This window comes from Halolamina salina (genome assembly GCF_054653455.1).
The window spans coordinates 979,730-998,562 of record NZ_BAAIGE010000002.1 but is presented as its reverse complement, the minus strand read 5'-3'; the positions used below and the strand labels follow the sequence as shown (position 1 = coordinate 998,562).

Here is an 18,833-nt window from a genome sequence, read left to right as displayed (position 1 = left end):
AAAAGAAACCCGACTGCCCGACTCAGTTCACATGTCGCTCCAAGCGCCCATCCCTCGGCTCACCGAGGTGATCGACGCGATCCACCGGGTCGCGGCCGCCTTCTTCAGGAACTTCGCGCCGATCCCGCCGAACGTCTCGAACGGGAGCGCGTCGATGTCGTGGGCGACGGCCTCGTCGCCGACGGAGATCAGCGTCCCCTTGTCCTCGAACGTCCACGTCGAGAGGGGCCGGCCCTGCACGGCGTTGACGAGGTTCTCGCCCGCGACTTCGGCGGCGGTCCACGCTGCGACCGCCGTCGGCGGCGCGACGTCGTCCTCGCCCTGATCGATCAGCGCCGTGTCACCGATCGCGAACACGCGGTCGTCGCTGGTCTGGAAATCCCGATCGGCGAACACGCGCCGGGAGCGCTCGTCCTTCTCGAGGTCGGTGTTCTCCAGTTCCTCCCGCCCGGTGATGCCGCCCGTCCAGACGAGCACGTCGTACGGCATCTCGTCGGGCGCCTCGTCCTCGCCGCCGCCGACGTACACCGTGTCGTCGTCGACCTCCGAGATGAACTCGCCGCACTCGATGTTCACGTCGGCGGCCTCCAGCCGGCTCCGGATCGCCTGCTGGACGTCGTCGGGGTTGTTGGGGAACACCTCCTCCAGCCCCTCGACGAGGTGGACGTCGATCGGGGCGTCGTGTTCGTCGCGGTACTCGGCGATCTCGCCGGCCGTCTGAATCCCGGAGAGGCCGGCGCCGCCGACGATCACCTGTGCGGGGTCGGCGACGGAGGCGTCCGCGGCGGCCGCCTTCACGTCCTCGTGGATCTCGCGGGCGTCCGCGAGGCTCTTGAGCGTGAGCGCGTGCTCCCGTAGGCCGTCGATGCCGAAGAAGGCGGTGGCGCTGCCGACCCCGAGCAGGAGGTAGTCGTAGTCGACCGGCTCGCCGTCCTCGAGTTCGATCGTTCGGTCGTCGGTGTCGAGGCCGACGACGCGGTCCTGCACGAACTCCCCCCAGTCGGGCAGGATCGACTCGCAGGGGATCGTGATCTTCGAGGCCACGTCCGGGTTCCGGATCACGCGGTGGGCCTCGTGCAGCACGAGGTGGTAGTCGTGTTCGTTGATCCAGACGAGCTCGACGTCGTCTTTCAGCCCGGCGTCGGGCACTTCGTCCTTGAGCGAGTCGATGGTTCCGGCACCCGCGTAGCCGGCCCCGACGACGACGATGCGGTCGGTCATGGGCGGAGGTGACACGGGCTGCGGTAAAGTCGCTACGGAACCGCCCCGGGGAGCGAACGGGCGCTCCCGCCGCGTGACGCCGGGCGAGTGGCCGCATGGATGCCACGACAGCCGTCTCCACCGTCGACCCGGGAACGCAGGAACCAACAGCCCCGGCCGCGAGGGTTCGACAATGACTGCGCCGAACCGCAACACGCTCTGGGCCCGGGCGATCGTCGACGAGCTCGCCCGGAGCGGCGTCACCGCGGCCTGCATCTCGCCGGGGTCGCGGTCGACGCCGCTGACGGTCGCGTTCGACGAACACGAGGCGATCCGGACGTTCTCCCACCTCGACGAGCGGTCCGCGGCGTACTTCGCGCTCGGCCGCGCCCGCCGCACCGGCGAGGTGACGCCGCTGGTCTGCACCTCCGGCACCGCCGCCGCGAACTACCACCCCGCCGTGCTGGAGGCCGACCAGTCCCGCGTCCCGCTGCTCGCGCTCACGGCCGATCGCCCGCCGGAACTGCGGGACTCCGGCGCGAACCAGACCGCCGATCAGGAGAAGCTGTACGGCGACGCCGTCCGGTGGTACAAGGATCTGCCCGAACCGGAGGCCGAACCTCGAAAACTCCGCTCGCTGCGAACCACCGTCGCCCGCGCGCTGGCCGAGGCCGAGGGGACCGACGCCGGGCCGGTCCACCTCAACTGCCCGTTCCGCAAGCCGCTCGAACCGACCGAGGTGCCCGGCGACGTGCCGGAGGACCTCGAGGCGCTGGCCGCCGAGGGGCGGGAGCGGGAGGGTAGCGCCGCCCCCGCAGGTGTCGGTGCCGGATCGTCGTCCCCGGCGTTCGTCGAGCGCGCGCAGGGGGCGCCCGAACTCCCCGATACCGAGATCCGCTCGCTGGCCGAGGAGTTGGGCGTCGAGCGCGGCCTGATCGTCGCCGGGCCTGCCGACCCCACAGAGGTCGACCCCGAAGCGATCGTCGCGCTCGCCCACGCGACGGGGTTCCCGATCCTCGCCGACCCGCTCTCCGGCCTGCGCTTCGGGGGCCACACCCGCGTCGCGCCCGTGCTCGGCGGCTACGACGCCTACCTCGACGAGTCGGTCACCGCCGACTGGCCCGACCCCGAGGCGGTGTTCCGGATCGGCGCCTCCCCCACCTCGAAGCCGCTGCGGAAGTATCTCGCCCGGACCGACGCCGAGCAGTTCGTCGTCGACCCCGCGGGGAAGTGGCGCGAGGCGGAGTTCACCGCGAGCGACCTCGTCGTGGCGGACCCCTCGCGACTTGCCGAGGCGCTGGCTCGGGTCGTTTCCGGCCCGGACTCCGCGGACTGGCGGGAACGGTGGGCCGCGGCCGAGCGGACCCACTGGGAGACGGTCGACGCCCACGAGGGGCTGTTCGAGGGCGGGATCGTCGCCGACGCGGTCGACGCGGCCCCCGAACCCACCACGCTGTTCGTCTCGAACTCGATGCCCGTCCGGGACCTCGATCGCTTCGCGCGGCCGAGCGCGGACGCGGTGACGGCGCTGGGCAACCGCGGCGTCTCGGGGATCGACGGGATCACCTCGACCGCGCTCGGTGCGGGCTCGGCGACGACGGACCACCTGACACTCGTGATCGGCGACCTCGCGTACTACCACGACATGAACGGGCTGCTCGCCGTCGCGCGGTGTGACGTGGACGCGACGATCGTCCTGCTCAACAACGACGGCGGCGGGATCTTCCACATGCTCCCGATCGAGTCGTTCGAGCCGCCCTTCACCGACCAGTTCAAAACGCCACATGGGATCGACTTCGAGCCGACCGGCGACCTGTACGGGCTCGACTACGAGCGCGTGGACTCCCGCGAGGGGTTCGTCGACGCCTACAGTGAGGCGGTCGCGAGCGAGGGGAGCACCGTCGTCGAGGTCGTCACCGACGCCGCGGACTCTCACGCGGTCCGCGACCGTCTGCGGGAGCAGGTGATCGAGGCGCTCGCCGACGGATCGGCGGACTGAGAGCGCCCCACGGCCGCGCCGACCGCGGACTTTTTGCTGGCCGGCGTCGCGGTTCCGGTATGGTCTCAGAGCTGTTCGACCCCGACCGCTGGGAGCAGGTCGACGGCGCCGGCGAGTTCGACGACATCACCTACCACCGCGGCGTCGATTTCCCGGCGGTGCGGATCGCGTTCGACCGCCCCGAGGTGCGGAACGCGTTCCGACCCGGTACCGTCGACGAGCTCCACGCCGCGCTCGACCACGCGCGCAAGCAGGCCGATATCGGCGCCGTCCTCCTGACCGGTAACGGTCCCTCCGAGAAGGACGGCGGCTGGGCGTTCTGTTCGGGCGGCGACCAGTCGGTCCGCGGCGGCTCGGGCTACGAGTACCGCGGCGACGACGAGGCTGCCGAGGACGAGTCCGAGGCGGTCAAGACGGCCAAGGCGGGCCGGCTCCACATCCTCGAAGTGCAGCGGCTGATTCGGTTCATGCCCAAGCCCGTCGTCGCCGTCGTCCCGGGCTGGGCCGTCGGCGGCGGCCACTCGCTGCACGTCGTCTGTGACCTCACGCTCGCGAGCGAGGAGCACGCGAAGTTCCTCCAGACCGACCCCGACGTGGCCTCCTTCGACGGCGGTTTCGGCTCGGCGTACCTCGCCCGCCAGATCGGGCAGAAGAAAGCCCGCGAGGTGTTCTTCCTCGGGAAGACCTACTCCGCCGACGAGGCGGTCGAGATGGGGATGGCCAACGAGGCGGTCCCACACGAAGATTTGGAGGAGACGGTGATCGAGTGGGCGGAGACGATGACGAGCAAGAGCCCGACGGCGATGCGGATGCTGAAGTACGCGTTCAACATGGCCGACGACGGGATGGTGGGCCAGCAGGTGTTCGCCGGCGAGGCGACGCGGCTGGGGTACATGACCGACGAGGCCAAGGAGGGCCGGGACGCGTTCCTCGAAGGCAGGCAGCCCGACTTCTCGGAGTACCCCTGGCACTACTGAGGCTGTCGCCGGAATCGGCGTGAGACACCCGGACGCTACTTCCGAACCGCTTGATACAGCACGTACGCCACGAACACCGCGATGTACGCCACCGCGAGGCCCTCGGTGAGCAGCGACCGGCCCAGCACGACGATCAGGGCGACGACGGGGGGGCCGATCAGCAGCAGCGAGTCGAACACCCGGTCGTCCGGGCCGGCGTCGAACACGTCGAAGACGAGCGGGATGTCGTCCAGCCTCATTGGTAGAGCCCCCCTCGCTTGAACACGGTGCGGAGCATCACCAGCACCGGGATGATCTCCAGCCGGCCGATCCACATGTGGAAGAGGAACGCGACCTTCCCGATCGTCGGCAGCGACTCGGGACCGGTGATCCCCGCGGAGAGCCCGACGTTCCCCTGCGCGCTCGCGACTTCGAACAGGACGTTCGCGAGCGAGTACTCCCCGGCCGGGAGCGTGAGCAGCAGGAGGAACGTGCCGACGACGAGGAACGAGATCCAGAGGACGACGATGATCGCCGCCTCCATGAACTCGCGGCTCGCCTCGTCCTCGTTCAGTCGGCGGCCGTTGATCTCCAGCCGCCGGACCGCGCTCTCGGGGTAGAACACGTCGGCGATCTGGTGGCGGATCCCCTTCACGAGCGTCAGCCCGCGGATGAGTTTGATCCCGCCGGCCGTCGACCCGGCCGCCCCGCCGACGAACATCGCGAACACGACCGTCAACTGGGCGTACGAGGGCCACCGGCCGAGCGCGACGTTCGTCGCGTCGACGGCCGTCTGGAACCCCGTACAGGTGGCGGCCGAGACGAACTGGAACAGCCCGTAGCGCAGGGCGGCAAACGGCGTCGCGTACGGGCCGGCGAAGTAGAGGAACGCCCACAGCAGCGCCGACCCCAGCCCCATGTAGCCGAACACCCACCGCGTCTGGAGGTCGGTGTAGAAGTTCCGCAGGTCACCCTGCAGGATGAGGTAGTGGACCGGGAAGGCGATGCTGCCCAGCAGCATGATCGGGAGCAACGTGAAGTCGATCGCGACGCTGTCGTACGTCGCGATCGAGTTGTCCGTGACCGAGAACCCGCCGGTCGCGAGCCCGGTCATGGCGTGGTTGATCGCCCCCCAGATCGGCATCCCCGCCAGCCAGAGCGCGAGGATCGAGCCGAACGTGAACAGCGTGAAGATCCACCAGATCGTCCGGACCGTCGAGACGATGCTCGGGTGGATCTTCTTCGAGCGCGCCTCGCTCTCGTACAGCGTCAGCGAGCCGCTACCGGGGCGTGAGAGGATCGCCGTCGTCAGCACGATCACGCCCACCCCGCCGACCCACTCGCTGAACGTCCGCCACCACTGGAGCGTCCGCGGCAGCACCTCCTCGTTGTCAGTCATCGTCAGCCCGGTGCCGGTGAAGCCGCTCATACTCTCGAAGATGGCGTTGAGCGGGTCGGTGAACGCCGCGAGCGTCGACGTCCCGGCGGGCATCTGGACACCCGGCACCCCGAGCCGGACGCTCCACGCGATCAGGAGGAACGGCAGCGCGCCGAAGACGCCGACGCAGAACCAGCCCGAGGCCGCGACGATCATCCCGTGGAACCGACCCGGGGACTCCGCCCCCCGGTACCGCCGGTAGAGCAGTCGACCGATCCCCAACGGGACGAGCGCCGAGGCCAGCAGCGCCGGGATCGCGAAGTACTCCCCCCAGACGATCGGGACGACGAGGGAGACGAGCAACAGCCCGCCCAGCGCCTCGAGGATGCGGCCGAGGTCCCGGCCGACCGTCGCGACAGCCCCGTTCATACGTCCCCTGTGGCCGCGGGGAGTCGGGCCGTTCGGCCTCCGGCGCTGCTCACGGCCGGCTCACTCCTCGCGGTCTTCATAGTGGCCGAAGATGTCGGTGATCTCCGGGTCGGCGCCGACGCCGGAGTAGACGGTCAACAGGTCGCCCCCTTGGATCGTCGTCTCGCCGCGAGGGGTGATCGGATGGTCGTTCCCCTCGCGTTCGATCGCCACGACCAGCATCTCGTCGGTGAGAAGCCCCGACTGGGCGGCCTCCCGGAGCGTCTTCCCCGCGATCGGCGCCTCGTCGGTGACCGTGATCTCGAACACCTCGGCGTTCTCGCCGACGCGCATGTAGTCGACGATCGCCGGCCGCGCGACCGCCCGGTAGAGGTACTCGGCGATGAGCTGTTGGGGGTTCTGCATCGTGTTCACGCCGATCTGCTCGAACAGCCCCATGTGTTCGGGGTTGTGGACGACCGAGAGGATCGCGGGCACCTCGAACTCCTTCGCGAGGAGGCAGGTCATCACGTTGGTCGCGTCCTGATCGGTCGTCGAGATGAGCGCGTCGGCCTGCGCGGCGCCCGCGTCCTCGAGCGTGTCCTTCGTCGTCGCGTCGTCGTGCAGGACCAGACAGTCGAACTCGTCGGCGGCGCGGTTCGCCCGGGCCTCGTCGCGCTCGATGACGACGACTTCGTTCCCGGACTCCGTCGCGATGTCGATGAGCGGCGTGCCGATGTCGCCGGCGCCGATGATGATTATGTACACGAGTCACACCCCCCGTCGCCGCAGGAGCGCTTCACGGCCCGACACCGGCGACTCCGCCGGGGCACGCGCCATCACGACAGTTTGGTCGGCCTCCCGTCCACCCGTCTCGGGGAGCGAGCCGAACACGGCCTGTGAGACCGCCCCGGATCGGGTCGCCCCGACACAGGCCGTGTCGTGTCCCTCCGCGGCGTCGGTGATCGTCCGTTCGGTGTCCTCAGCGACTCTGATCTCGGTGTCGTACGACATAGATTGGATGTCAGCGCGTTCCGCGACCGCCTCGATGACTGCTTCGCCACCTTCAGTGGGAGCGATCCGCCTCGGTGTCGGCCGCCGGGGGTTGGACGTCGAACAGCGTCAGCGACGCGTCGTCGGCTGCGGAGGCGAGTTCGGCCGCCCGGCGTGCCGCGATCAGTGCGTGTGAGTCGTCCCCGGCGAGGACCATAATTTCTTCCCTGCCGCTATCGCCCGCATCCGGAATCCAACGTCGAGGTCGGCGGCGATATCCGGGGGCCTCCAGTAGCTCCTGCCGCCGTTCGACCCGCTCCACCTCGAACTGCTCGGACTCGACCTCGGTGACCCGCTCCGCCTCGGAGGGGTCGTCGTAGGTCGCTCGCGGGTCCGTTCGATCCACGGTTCGGGCTTCGGCCCCGCACCGGAAACAGTTCCGGCTTCCCGCAACCGCAGTCGCTTTGGGCCGCCCGCCCGAACCACCAGCAATGAGTTCGAACGCGGAGCCGACGCGGGCGAAAGCGTGGGTGATGGCCGCCCGCCCCCAGACGATGCCGGCGGCGATCTCGCCGGTGCTCGTCGGCGTCGGCGTCGCCGTCCACGAGGGGCTGTTCGCCCCGGCCCCGGCCGCCGCGGCGCTTTTGGGCGCGATCCTGATCCAGATCGGCACCAACTTCGCGAACGACTACTACGACGCGATCCACGGTGCCGACACCGAGGAGCGCGAGGGGTTCACCCGCGTGACCGCGGGCGGATTGATCGAACCCGCCGCCGTCAAGCGGGCGATGTGGCTCACCTTCGCCGCCGCGATTCTGGTCGGAACGTACCTCGTCTGGGTCGGCGGCGTCCCGATCCTCGTGATCGGCCTGCTTTCGGTCGCTTCCGGGATCGCCTACACCGGCGGGCCGTACCCGCTGGGCTACCACGGGCTCGGCGACCTGTTCGTGTTCGTCTTCTTCGGCCTCGTCGCCGTCACCGGCACCGTCTACGTGCAGGCCGCCGCGGCGGTCGGTGGCGTCCCGATGGGTGTGCCGGAGGGAACCGTTCCGGCGCTCGCGCTACTGGCCAGTCTCCCGATGGCGGGGCTCACGACGAACGTCCTCGTGGTGAACAACGTCCGGGACAAGGAGGAGGACAGCAGGACCGGGAAGCGAACGCTCGCCGTCCGCTTCGGCTACGGTGTCTGTCGAGCCGAGTACGTCGCGATGCTCGCGCTCGCGTACGCGGTCCCGGTGTTCCTGTTCGTCGAGGGGTTCGGTCCGGCGATCCTGCTGCCCCTCCTGTCGATCCCATTGGCGGCGGTCGTGGGACGGACCGTCCTGACGCGGACCGACGGCGAGGCGCTCAACCCCGCGCTGGAGCGAACCGGACAGCTGCTCGCGCTCTACGCCGCGCTGTTCACCGCCGGACTGATCCTCGGATGAGTCCGACTCTCCGTCCGTTCACGCTCGATCTCGCTCGTCCGTTATCGACCGCCGACGGGACGATCAAGGAGCGTCGTGGGTTCCTCGTCGGCGTGGAACGGTCGACCGACACGGGGACCGTTCGCGGCGTCGGCGAGGCGACACCCCTCCCGGGATGGACCGAGGGGTACGAGGACTGTGAGTCCGCGCTCCGTGATCTGCCCGAGTCGTGGCAGCGGGAGGGCGTGGACTTCGACGGCGGTCAGCCGCCGACGCCGGCCGCCCGCCACGGCTATCGGCTCGCCGTGCTGGACGCGGAAGCGCGATCGAACGGAACGCCGCTCGCGGCGCTGCTCGCCGAGCGTGGTGGGGGTCCTGCACCGAGCGAGTCGGTGCCGGTCAACGCGACCGTCGGTGATGGGACCATCGAGGAGACCGTCGCCGCGGCTCGGGCGGCCGCCGACGCCGGGTTCGACTGTCTCAAGCTCAAAGTCGGCGCTCGGTCGGTCGACGACGACGTCGATCGCGTGGCGGCGGTCCGTGAGGCCGTCGACGCGACGGTCCGAGTCGACGCGAACGGCGCGTGGGAGCGGGAGAGCGCCACGGAAGCCGTCGACGCGTTCGCCGCGATGGGCGTCGAGTACGTCGAGCAGCCCCTGCCCGCGACGGAGCTCTCGGGACTGGCGGCGCTCCGCGGCCGCGGTGTCGGGATCGCGGTCGACGAGTCGATCCGGGCAGCCGGGATCGAGGCGGTACTCGACGCCGGCGCGGCCGACGTGGCGGTGCTGAAGCCGATGGCGCTCGGCGGGCCGGACGCCGCGGTCGCCGCGGCTCGGCGGCTGTCGACGGCCGGCGTCGATCCGGTCGTGACCACCACCATCGACGGCGCCGTCGCTCGCGCAGGGGCGGTCCACGTCGCCGCCGCGGTGCCGGGCGACCGTGCGTGCGGGCTCGCGACCGGCGAGATGCTCGCGTCGGATCTGGGGCGGGATCCGGTTCCGGTCGTCGGCGGGCGGATCGCCGTCCCCGACGGGCCGGGGAACGTCGGAACGGCGTTCGACGACCTCGTCTGGGACTGAGCAGCCGCTTCCCGAAGTAGCGAACAGGCGACACGATCGCTCGCAGGGCGGTGTGTCGCACTCCCGCCTCGTTCGCCCTGCGCCGTTCTCAGCGCACGCAAGGGGTGGTCGCCCTCTCGGGGATAAGTATCGGGACGGGTGGTCAGTCGTCCCGTTCGACTGACAGCGTGTCAGCGGATCAGTCGTCCGCGACGGTCGGTTCGCCGCCGGCGTCGGCGCCGCCACGGGGCGGCTCCGAGTTCAGGCCGACGCCCGCGAGCGTCAGCACCACCAGCACGGCCGGCGAGAAGAACGCGAAGAAGTAGTACGGCGCGTACTCGGTGAAGATGAAGAACGTCTGGTTCTGCAGGCCGAACACGCCGGACATGAACACGCCGCCGGCGTGCCACGGCAGCAGCGCACCCGTCGGCGTCCCGACCGACTCGATGGCTCGCGAGAGCACGGAGCTGTCGAGGTCGTGCTCCTCGAACAGTTCACGCAGCGTCATCCCGGGGACGACGATGCTCATGTACTGCTGGGCGGAGAACGCGTTGACGAAGAACGCCGAGATACCGGTGCCGATCACGAGGCTGCGCTGGCCCGTGATGGCGCCGGTGAGGCCGGAGGCGAGCCTCGAGAGCACGCCGAGCCGGTCGAGCAGCCCGCCCAGCGAGAGCGCGAGCACGACGACCGAAATCGTCCACGCCGACCCGGACAGCCCGCCGCTTGCGAGCAGGTCGTTGACCAGCGTGACGCCGGTCTCCGGCGCGGTACCGTTGAGGAACACCGCCCACGCGTCCGTGAACGGCCGGCCCTGTACCAGCACCGTGGTTCCGACGCCCGCGAACACGCCCGCAACGAGCGACGCGAGCGCGGGGATGCCGCGGATCGCCAGCGCGAACGTGACGAGCAGCGGGACGAACACCAGCGGGCCGAGTTCGTACGTGCCCACGAGCGCGCCGCGGATCTCCGTGACCCGCCCCACCGGGATGGCGCCGCCGGCGCGGAGTCCCAGCGCGCCGTAGAGCAGGACCGAGAGCCCGAACGCGATGGCGGTCCCCAGCCGCATCGAGAGGATGTGGTCGTAGAGTTCGGTGTCGGTCACCGCCGCCGCGAGGTTGGTCGTGTCCGACAGCGGCGACTGCTTGTCGCCGGCGTAGGCGCCGGACAGCACCGCCCCCGCAGTCATCGGGACGGGGATCCCGAGCCCCGAGCCGATCCCGGCGAAGGCGACGCCCAGCGTCCCCGCGGTGGTCCACGAGGAGCCAATCGAGAACGCGACGATGGCCGCCAGTATCGCCGTCGCGGGCAGGAACGTCTTGGGCGTGAGGATCCCCAGCCCGTAGTGCATCAGCCCCGGGATCGTCCCGGCGGAGATCCACGTCGCGATCAGCGCGTAGATTGTGAAGAGGATCAGGATCGCCTGCAGTCCCATCCGCAGGCCGTGTTCGACCCCGTCGGCGAGGTCGGCGTACCCCACGCCGATCCAGTACCGACCGACCAGCGCCGCGAACACGACGCTCCAGAGCAGCGGCGCGTGGGGCGCCATCCCCAGCAGCCCGGAGCCGACACCGAGGAAGACGACGACCCCCAGCGTCGGCACGAGCGCCTGTTCCAGCGTCGGCGACACGTCGAGCGAGCTGTCCGTCGTCGAACCATTCGCAGAACTCATTTTCGTAGTCGATACGATTACCTTTGGAAATAAATGCCTGACGGGACGGGCGGAATTTGGTGATTGGTGGCACCCGTCACTGCCTGTTCGAGATCGCGACCGGGCAACGGCGGGACGACGGCGACTGCGACGCCGACACAGCGAGGCCTCGCCCGCCGACGCCCGGAACGCCCTGCTTCGGGTTCGTGGGAAAAATTCCCACGTGACTACCTCACGCTGGTTTCCCCGATCGGAGGGTTTTTGACTAACTGAACAGTCTGACTAACCAGTCAGTCAGTATGAGTACGGGAGAGTCGACGAGCGATATCACCGAGGGAACGTACCGCGCGCTCTGCAAGCACGGGTACGCGGACGTGACCATGGAAGACATCGCCGCCGAGACGGACAAGAGCAAGTCAGCCCTCCACTACCACTACGACAGCAAGCACGACCTGCTGGTCACGTTTTTCGACGATCTGCTGGAGAGCTTCACCGAGCGACTCGACGCCGTCGAGGGGGAGACCGCCTACGACCGGCTGCTGGACCTGATCGACACGGTCCTGCTCCCGCCGGACGACGACTCCCCGGATCGGGGGTTCCAGACGGCGATACTGGAGATGAAGGCACAAGGTCCCTACGACGAGGCGTTTCGCCAACACCTGCAGGCCCACGACCGGACGCTACGTGACCACGTCGAGGAGCACCTCGCCGCGGGCGTCGAGAACGGCGAGTTCCGGTCGGACCTCGACGTGGAGGCGTCGGCGGACTTCCTCGTGACCGTGTTCAACGGCGCCCAGACCCGCTGTGTCGCCGTCGGGCGCCCGATCGAGGAGACCCGCGAGACGCTGCGGGCCCACATCGACTCGATGATCGTCGCCGACGGGGGTGGCCGGTGAGCCTCCGCGACCGGCTCGCGGGCGCTCGACGGCTGTTCGAGCGGGCGTTCAATCAGGAGGAGCTGGACCTGACGGAGGGCGGCATCGCCAAGCCGCTGTTCATCCTCGCGATCCCGATCGTCATCACGAACCTGTTCCAGACCGCCTACAACCTCGCGGACACGTTCTGGGTCGGCCGCTACAGCACCGACGCGCTGGCGGCGATCAGCTTCGCGTTCCCGATGGTGTTCCTGCTGATCTCGATGGGGATGGGGCTGTCCGTCGCCGGCAGCGTGATGATCGCCCAGAACATCGGTGCCGGCGACGAACGGGAGGCCGACTACGCCGCCTCCCAGACGGTGTCGTTCGCGGTCGTCACCTCGATCGTGCTGGGCGTGATCGGCTACTTCGTCGTCGACACGCTCGTCGAGATATACGGCGCCTCGGACAGCGTGAAGCCGCTGGCGGTCAACTACATGGAGGTGATCTCGCTGGGGCTGGTGTTCATGTTCGGCTTCATCATGTTCATCTCCCTGATGCGCGGGGCCGGCGACACGGTGACGCCGATGCTGGTGATGGCGCTCTCGGTGATCGTCAACATCTTCCTGGATCCCTTCTTCATCTTCGGGTTCCAGGAGAACCCCCTGTTCGCGATGATCGGGATGCCCGGGCTGCAGGAGCAGCTGTTCGCGATGACGGGCTACACGGGCGACGGCCTCAAGGGCGCCGCCATCGCGACGATCTTGTCGCGGGCGCTGGCGTTCGTGATCGGGTTGGGGATCATGTTCCGCGGGAATCAGGGCGTCCAGATCCGGCTCGGGGATATGGCGCCCGACCTCGACTTCGCGCGGCGCATCCTCCAGATCGGCGTGCCCGCCTCCGTCGAGGGCGTGGGCCGGGCGCTCTCGGTGAACCTCCTGCTGATCGTCGTCGGCCTGTTCGCGACGCCGGTCGTGTCGGCGTACGGGATCGGCACGCGCGTGCTCTCGGTCGTGTTCATGCCCGCGATCGCGATGGCCCGCGGGGTGGAGACGATGAGCGGGCAGAACATCGGCGCAGGCAAGCCCGATCGGGCCGCGGCGACCGCCGCGTTCGCGTCGAAAGCCTCCTTCCTGATCCTCTCGGCGGTAGGCGTGGTCGCGTTCGTCTGGGCCGAGCCGATCGTCTCGATCTTCGTCGGCGCCGACCAGCCCGACGCGGGTCGGGTGATCGAGGTCGGCGCGCAGTTCATGCGGTTCGTCGCGCCGACGTTCGGCTTCATGGGGATCATGCGCGCCTACAACGGCAGCTTCCGCGGGGCGGGGAAGACGACCGTCGCCGCGGTTATCTCCGTCGGGACGCTGATGGTGTTCCGGCTGCCGATCGCCTGGCTGGGCTCCCAGACGTTCAACCTCGGCCCGGACGGGCTCTGGCTCTCCTTCGCGCTCTCGAACGTGTTCGGCGCGACGCTGGCGTACCTCTGGTACCAGCGCGGGACGTGGCGGAGCGTTGAGTTGGATCGAACACCGGGACCGGCGCCCAGTGACGACTGATTGGGAACGGAAACAGGAGTAACAGCGCTATTTCCTTCCGTTCGTGGCTGTAACCGCGATTATTTGGTATCTGTGGCGTTCGTGACTGCAACCGCGACAGCAGCTTGATCGTTGACCACTTGCGACCGCACCGCCCCGCACAGCCCTCGGGCCTCCCCAGCCGACTCCCTCGTTCACTCCGTTCACTCGGTCGTCCCTCGCGCTCGGTTCGCGCACGGAGGCGCTCACGTTTCGCGCCGACCGCCACAGCGGTGCGGTGGCGGTGGACGCCGCGGGCCGGCAGCGGTCGCCGGCCCGCGGGGGAGGGGTGAGGACTCGGCGCCGTGCCGTCGACGAGAGCGACGCTCTCGTCTGCCAATCAGAAATCTTCGATTTCTGATGACGGACCTCGTGTCCGGTACCCTGCGGTCGCAAGTGGTCAAGCATCGAGATGCTGTCGCGGTTGCTGTCGGTATCAACGACAAGCGAGATACCGACGCTATCACCGAACCCACCGAGAGAGTCTCACCAGACCTTCGAATACCCGCGGCTCCCGGTCGCCGGAGAGCCACCACAGAAGTAAACGCTCTACCGAACGATCCGACAGCTCTCGCCGGCACGCTCGACGTAGCCGGCCGACTGCAGCGACCGCAGCGTCGGGAGCAGTTCGATCAGCTTCAGGTCGAGCGCCTCGGCGATGCCGTCGACGGTCGCTTCCACGACCGACGAGAGGTAGACGTAGACGAGCTTCCCGGCGGTCGAGTCCACGTCCGCCGGCGGTTCGGTGCTGAGTTCCGTCGTCGCGTCCGCCCGATTGGGCTGGGTCTGCGTCATTGAGTACGCCGACGAGTTCGACATCCGTAAATGTTGGTTACAACGATCGTCGAACACGCGGGTCCCGTCAGTGTATTCTGGGACTCAGTGCCGGACTGCACAGTTGGGGAGGGAGGGAGCTAACGCTAGCTCCGGCAGCCTCCATCGCTCTCGAAGCGTCGTCGGTCCGTGCCGGCTGAACCGTCGAGCGTTCAGTCCCGCAGGCGTCGCCACGTCGCCAGCGAGATCGCCCCCGCGGCCCCGAGCAGGCCGAACCCGGGGGCGCTCACGCTCTCGCTGTCGGCCGCCGGCGTCGACGTGGGCGGAATTGAGGACGACGTCGGGCTGTCTGGGGTCGACGACGGGGTCGGCTCAGCGGTCGGCGTGGGCGTCTCCGTGTCGGTCAGCGCCGGCGGCGACGCCTGCTCGCCAGCACGGTTCGGGAACGTCACCAGCGCGCCCTTGCCGGCGTTGTACCGCCCCCGCGAGTGGCTGCTGGCGACGAAGAACTCCTCGGTGGCGTACTGGGCGGTCCAGAACGTCCACTCGTGGGGGTCGCGCCACCACGCCAGCAGCGCCGGGTTCCGCGGATCGCTCACGTCGTGAATCTTGACGCCGCCGTCGTACCACGAACTGTAGAGGCGATCGCCCCTGATCTCGAAGTTGTGCGGCGTGGTGTTGATCTCCCCCTTCTCGGGGTTGCGGGAGTCGGGCGCCTCAATGGTCGCGAGGCGCTCCGGCTCGGTCTCCTCGCGTACGTCCCAGAGTTCGACCTCGCCGAGGGGTTGGATATCCGTCCCCTCCGTGAGTTCGGTCGGCCACGCCTCCTTGTTGAGGACGAGCAGCGAGGCGTCGTCGTTCACGGCCGCCGTGTGGTGGTTCCCCGGCATGCTTAGCGAGTGAACGACGGCGTCCTCCCCCGGGATCTCCGCGAGCGTTTCCGGCGACCGACCGCCGATCCGGGTCACGGCCGTCGGCGCTGCCGGATCGCTCACGTCGAGGATGAACGTCCCGGCGTCCCACTCGACGACGTACGCCCGGTCGCCCTGCGCGTACACGTCGTGGGCGAACCGCAGCAGGCCGTCCACCTCCGCCCACGCCGGGTCGGCGTCCCGCGGCGCCCAGCGGCCGAGTTCCGTCGGCTCGTCGGCGACGCCGACGATCACGACCTCGCTCCCGTTGACCAGGTACGCGCGCTCCTCGGTCAGGGCGGCGTTGTGGATGGGGAACTCGGTCTCGTGGAACGCGACCCGTTCCGGATCTTTCGGGTCCGTGACGTCGTACAGCAGGAATCCCTCGACCACCGGCTCCTCGTGCCCGTTCGCGGGGCCGGCCACGAGCAGCCGATCGCCGGCGACCTTCACGTCGAGAATCTCCTGCATCGGCCCGCCCTCTCGCTCCGCCAGCAGCCCCGTCCGGCGCTGGAGGACGGCAGGCTCGCTCGGCGTCGAGATGTCGACGACCGCGAACCCGTCCTGGGTCGCGACGTACGCCGTCTCGTTCTTGGGACCGACGACCGCTTCCGTCGCGCCGGTGATCGAGACGGAGCCGAGCGGTTCGAACGGTGATTGTGCGGCCGATACGGTGGCAGGGAGGGCGCCGACGGCGGGGATCGCACAGCCGGCGGCCCGGAGGAACTGACGCCGGTGCATCGCCCCGACGGTGGGCGCAGCGGAGCAAAAGCGTGCTGGAGGCTGAAACGGGAACTGTCGTTTCCCCGCCCCGAACTTGTTCGGAACCACGGGTAGGGGCCGAGAGCGCGTAGCGTCGACCATGTCCGGACTCTCACCGTTCGGCGGCGGGAACGACGACGCCACGTTCGACGAGGAGGGGGAGTTCGTCCCCGAACATCTCCCCGAACCCGGGGGGTTCCTCGACGGCCACAACGTGCTCGTCGGCGACGACCACGTCGCCGTCCACGAGATCGCACACGAGCTGTTCGAGGAGCGCGGCGTGTACGACATGACGTTCGGCTACAACCTCGCGCGGCTGAACTTCGACACGCGCCACCCGGAGGCTGGCTTCCGGTACGCCGAGGAGGCGGACGACCCGGCGGTGCTGCGGGCCGAGTTCACGCCGACGACGGCGTTCTGCCCGCAGACCCACACGCTCACTGTCGGCGCGTTCCGGGCCTGGAACGGGGTCGACGACCGTCACGACTACGAGATCGTCCGGATCCGCGCGGCGCCGATGCATCAGGAGAGCGACGCGGTCAACGAACAGTTGCGATCGCTGGAGGAAGAGTACCGGGAAACGGGGACCGTTCCGGAGGAAGACGACGACGATGCGCCGGCGACGGACTCGCCGGACGTGCAGTTCTGACCCCGCCGTCGACGTTCTCCCTGCCGCTACCTCCCCGCTTCCGGACTACGACTCCTCGGCCGCCGGAGCGAGGACGATTATCGCCGTGCTCGGCTCGACCGCGTGGGGAGAGACCGCGCGGTCGCCGCTGAACCGGGCGAGTTCGCCCGACTCCAGTTCGTACGTCTCGTCGTCGAGCGAGACCTCCAGCCGGCCGTCGAGGAGATGCAGAACGACGCTCGTCCCGGGGTGGGTGTGTTCGGGGACCTCCTCGCCGGCGTCGAGTTCGAGCCGGACCGTCCGGGGGTCGCGCTGCTCGAACACTTCCGCGTGGGGCGCGTCGGTCAGGTCGTCGATCGCGGTGATCTCGGGCATCGACGGGATTCCGTCCGGGTCGGGCCTGAGCGTTCGGCCGAAGACGTTCGTGCCGGCGGCTCAGTCTCGATCGGGTGACGCCGACGCGCCGTCGGACTCGACCGCCGCCCACGTGCCGAGCAACACCGCGAGTAGCGACTGGGGGGCGTGCTCCCGGACGACGCCGGCGACGTTCACGACGAACAGCAGCGTCCCGGCGAGGACCGCGACGCCGCCGACCGCCGGGACGAGCCACGGGAGGCCGAGCAGGCCGTCGGCGACGAGCAGCGCGGTTCCGGCGAGGAAACACCAGAAGTCGGTGGCGGCGAGCCGGTCGTTGTACAGGTCGTCGACCATCGGCACCGGCTCGTACCCCAGTCGGTCGCTGTAGCGGTGGACCCAGACGACGAACGGGACGACGTGGTAGACCGTGCCGAGGACGACGAAGCCGACGACGCCGAGCAGGAGCAGGTGGCTCACGCCCGGCCGGCCCAGCAGCGCGGGTCGGGTGAGCGGGTCGGCGAGCCACGCGGGCAGCGCGAGCGCGGCCCACAGCGCCGTCGTGACCGCGACGACGGCGTACCGCGAGAGCATCGGCGTCCGCTCGACCTGCGTCTCCCAGAGCCGGCGGGCGAGCACGACCGCGAACGCGACGAGCGCGAGCGCGACGAGGACGCCGCCGGCACGCGCGACGGTCGCCGATTCCGCGAGTCGGCCGCCCGCGAGCAGGAGCACGCCCGCCGGGTAGCCGAACTCCTCGAACCGACCGAGAGGGACGTCGATCCCGTGGAGTTCGGTCTGGGTGAACATCGTCCCAAGCTGGTAGAGCGCGCCCAGTACCGTCGTGAGCACGGCGCCGAACACCGCGAGCGTCGCGTGGGCGCCGACGACCGCCGGCCGGGGGGCGGGGAGCATCGACGGTCGAGCGAAGCCGACCGCCAGCAGCAGCCCCAGCAGCGTCGCGAGGAGGAAGAAGCCGAGCGCGAGCGCGAAGTGGCGCTCGGTCGTATCGAACGGCCGCGCCCGGGCCAGCGTCCGGCCGATGTTGTAGACGAACACCCAGAACCCCAGCAGCATCGCCGCGCCGAAGGCTGGCAGGAGCGCGAGCCGCCCGGCGAGCAGGCCGGCGGCGAACCCCACCAGCCCGCCCGCGATCAGCGGGAGCTGGAGGGCGGCGAGCCGGTTCGAGTGGAGGTCGACGCCCGACCAGACCGGCACGAACTGCGTCATCGCGCCGGCGATCGTGAGACAGACCCAGCCCACGAGCAGCAGGTGGGCATGGGCGAGCGACAGCAGTCCCAGTCGGAAATCGGCGACGGCGGCGAGGCCGGCGACCGCACCGAGCGGGAGGAACGCGCTCGCGACGAGGAAGTGTCGCAGCGGGACGGTCATCGGCGGCTGGCGGTCGGCGTCGACGTCGCCGGGGATCGCGCTCATACCGGAGCAACGGGTCCCAGCGGCCTCCCGATGGCTGCGAACACGTTCGGGTCGGGGTTACTGCTTGGGGAACCGCGCCACGTACTCGTCGTCGTCGCGCTGTTCGACGCTGTAGCCGTCGGCGTCGAACGACTCGACCTCGGCCTGCATCTCGTAGAACAGGGGTTTGGGCTCGTGGTCGTTCACGATCACCAGTTCGTCGCCGCTGTCCAGCGAGTCGAAGGCGTCGTGGATCTTCGGGTGGCGGTTCGACGGCGGGATCTCACGAACGTCGAGTGTGGTCTCGGACATCTGTTCGAGGTAGCGGGCGGCTCCCCCAGAGGGTTCTTCCGAAGGTGTTCGGCTCGGACCGGCCGGGGAAGCGTCCCGAACGTGTTCGGCAGCACCGATTGGTGCGGCAGGGCTGTACGATCAGCTATCGATGCCATGTCGCAGCGACACCCTCACCGCGAACGATTCGGGACCAGTCGTGGACGCTCGCTGCCCGCCGACC

The 18,833-nt window shown here is 69.5% G+C and carries 19 protein-coding genes; 7 read left to right on the top strand and 12 right to left on the bottom strand.

Annotated features, from left to right (window positions below):
• Positions 1 to 27: 27 nt before the first annotated feature.
• Entirely contained in the window at positions 28 to 1,221 is a 1,194-nt protein-coding gene (locus tag ACYQZ5_RS05740) for an NAD(P)/FAD-dependent oxidoreductase (protein WP_379730589.1), read from the bottom strand.
• Positions 1,222 to 1,393: 172 nt separating this feature from the next.
• Here ACYQZ5_RS05740 and menD point away from each other — a divergent pair, with 172 nt between their 5' ends.
• Both menD and ACYQZ5_RS05730 read left to right on the top strand, forming a co-directional pair.
• Positions 1,394 to 3,199: a 2-succinyl-5-enolpyruvyl-6-hydroxy-3-cyclohexene-1-carboxylic-acid synthase gene (gene menD / locus ACYQZ5_RS05735; RefSeq protein WP_459845458.1), complete on the top strand. Its 1,806-nt coding sequence runs from the start codon at positions 1,394 to 1,396 to the stop codon at positions 3,197 to 3,199.
• Positions 3,200 to 3,258: 59 nt separating this feature from the next.
• Positions 3,259 to 4,176 carry a 1,4-dihydroxy-2-naphthoyl-CoA synthase gene (locus ACYQZ5_RS05730; RefSeq protein WP_379731551.1) on the top strand — a complete coding sequence of 306 codons (918 nt, stop codon included), beginning with the start codon at positions 3,259 to 3,261 and terminating at the stop codon, positions 4,174 to 4,176.
• A 35-nt stretch (positions 4,177 to 4,211) separates the two neighbouring features.
• Here ACYQZ5_RS05730 and ACYQZ5_RS05725 read toward each other — a convergent pair whose 3' ends face one another.
• Genes ACYQZ5_RS05725 through ACYQZ5_RS05705 form a run of 5 tightly spaced genes read right to left on the bottom strand, consistent with a single transcriptional unit; the run spans position 4,212 to position 7,340 of the window.
• Positions 4,212 to 4,415 (bottom strand): hypothetical protein, encoded by a 204-nt coding sequence (locus ACYQZ5_RS05725; protein ID WP_379731552.1) that lies wholly within the window; start codon positions 4,413 to 4,415, stop codon positions 4,212 to 4,214.
• Complete coding sequence (locus ACYQZ5_RS05720; protein WP_379731553.1) at positions 4,412 to 5,962, bottom strand: TrkH family potassium uptake protein; 1,551 nt, start codon at positions 5,960 to 5,962, stop codon at positions 4,412 to 4,414. The genes ACYQZ5_RS05725 and ACYQZ5_RS05720 overlap by 4 nt, the downstream gene beginning before the upstream one ends.
• Before the next feature lie 60 nt (positions 5,963 to 6,022).
• Positions 6,023 to 6,709 (bottom strand): potassium channel family protein, encoded by a 687-nt coding sequence (locus ACYQZ5_RS05715; RefSeq protein WP_379731554.1) that lies wholly within the window; start codon positions 6,707 to 6,709, stop codon positions 6,023 to 6,025.
• A gap of 3 nt (positions 6,710 to 6,712) precedes the next feature.
• Complete coding sequence (locus tag ACYQZ5_RS05710) at positions 6,713 to 6,955, bottom strand: hypothetical protein (protein ID WP_379731555.1); 243 nt, start codon at positions 6,953 to 6,955, stop codon at positions 6,713 to 6,715.
• Positions 6,956 to 7,007: 52 nt separating this feature from the next.
• Complete coding sequence (locus ACYQZ5_RS05705) at positions 7,008 to 7,340, bottom strand: hypothetical protein (RefSeq protein WP_379731556.1); 333 nt, start codon at positions 7,338 to 7,340, stop codon at positions 7,008 to 7,010.
• Positions 7,341 to 7,425: 85 nt separating this feature from the next.
• On the opposite strand from ACYQZ5_RS05705, the gene ACYQZ5_RS05700 reads away from it, so the two are divergent.
• Positions 7,426 to 8,361, top strand: a complete 936-nt coding sequence (locus ACYQZ5_RS05700; protein WP_379731557.1) for a 1,4-dihydroxy-2-naphthoate polyprenyltransferase — start codon at positions 7,426 to 7,428, stop codon at positions 8,359 to 8,361.
• The gene (locus tag ACYQZ5_RS05695; RefSeq protein WP_459845454.1) at positions 8,358 to 9,419 is read left to right on the top strand and encodes a mandelate racemase/muconate lactonizing enzyme family protein; all 1,062 of its coding nucleotides are present in this window, start codon (positions 8,358 to 8,360) and stop codon (positions 9,417 to 9,419) included. Before ACYQZ5_RS05700 ends, ACYQZ5_RS05695 begins: the two co-directional genes overlap by 4 nt.
• A 178-nt stretch (positions 9,420 to 9,597) precedes the next feature.
• Here ACYQZ5_RS05695 and arcD read toward each other — a convergent pair whose 3' ends face one another.
• Positions 9,598 to 11,070: an arginine/ornithine antiporter ArcD gene (arcD, locus tag ACYQZ5_RS05690; protein WP_379731902.1), complete on the bottom strand. Its 1,473-nt coding sequence runs from the start codon at positions 11,068 to 11,070 to the stop codon at positions 9,598 to 9,600.
• 278 nt (positions 11,071 to 11,348) lie between these two features.
• Between arcD and ACYQZ5_RS05685 the strand changes: the two genes are divergently transcribed.
• Both ACYQZ5_RS05685 and ACYQZ5_RS05680 read left to right on the top strand, forming a co-directional pair.
• Positions 11,349 to 11,945: a TetR/AcrR family transcriptional regulator gene (locus tag ACYQZ5_RS05685; RefSeq protein WP_379731901.1), complete on the top strand. Its 597-nt coding sequence runs from the start codon at positions 11,349 to 11,351 to the stop codon at positions 11,943 to 11,945.
• Positions 11,942 to 13,456, top strand: a complete 1,515-nt coding sequence (locus ACYQZ5_RS05680) for an MATE family efflux transporter (protein ID WP_379731900.1) — start codon at positions 11,942 to 11,944, stop codon at positions 13,454 to 13,456. The genes ACYQZ5_RS05685 and ACYQZ5_RS05680 overlap by 4 nt, the downstream gene beginning before the upstream one ends.
• A gap of 567 nt (positions 13,457 to 14,023) precedes the next feature.
• Here the strand turns inward: ACYQZ5_RS05680 and ACYQZ5_RS05675 are convergent.
• A complete protein-coding gene (locus ACYQZ5_RS05675) occupies positions 14,024 to 14,269 on the bottom strand; it encodes a MarR family transcriptional regulator (protein WP_379733200.1) in 246 nt (81 codons plus the stop codon).
• A gap of 191 nt (positions 14,270 to 14,460) precedes the next feature.
• Positions 14,461 to 15,900 (bottom strand): LVIVD repeat-containing protein, encoded by a 1,440-nt coding sequence (locus ACYQZ5_RS05670; RefSeq protein ID WP_459845449.1) that lies wholly within the window; start codon positions 15,898 to 15,900, stop codon positions 14,461 to 14,463.
• Between the two features lie 121 nt (positions 15,901 to 16,021).
• On the opposite strand from ACYQZ5_RS05670, the gene ACYQZ5_RS05665 reads away from it, so the two are divergent.
• Positions 16,022 to 16,570, top strand: coding sequence for a DUF7998 family protein (locus ACYQZ5_RS05665; RefSeq protein WP_379732424.1), 549 nt, complete (start codon positions 16,022 to 16,024; stop codon positions 16,568 to 16,570).
• Positions 16,571 to 16,615: 45 nt separating this feature from the next.
• Here ACYQZ5_RS05665 and ACYQZ5_RS05660 read toward each other — a convergent pair whose 3' ends face one another.
• The 3 genes from ACYQZ5_RS05660 to ACYQZ5_RS05650 are packed head-to-tail and all read right to left on the bottom strand — an operon-like array spanning position 16,616 to position 18,631.
• The gene (locus ACYQZ5_RS05660; RefSeq protein WP_379732425.1) at positions 16,616 to 16,924 is read right to left on the bottom strand and encodes a cupin domain-containing protein; all 309 of its coding nucleotides are present in this window, start codon (positions 16,922 to 16,924) and stop codon (positions 16,616 to 16,618) included.
• A gap of 60 nt (positions 16,925 to 16,984) precedes the next feature.
• Complete coding sequence (locus ACYQZ5_RS05655; protein WP_379818191.1) at positions 16,985 to 18,340, bottom strand: hypothetical protein; 1,356 nt, start codon at positions 18,338 to 18,340, stop codon at positions 16,985 to 16,987.
• Positions 18,341 to 18,397: 57 nt separating this feature from the next.
• Positions 18,398 to 18,631: a DUF2249 domain-containing protein gene (locus ACYQZ5_RS05650; RefSeq protein WP_379731248.1), complete on the bottom strand. Its 234-nt coding sequence runs from the start codon at positions 18,629 to 18,631 to the stop codon at positions 18,398 to 18,400.
• Between the last annotated feature and the right edge of the window lie 202 nt (positions 18,632 to 18,833).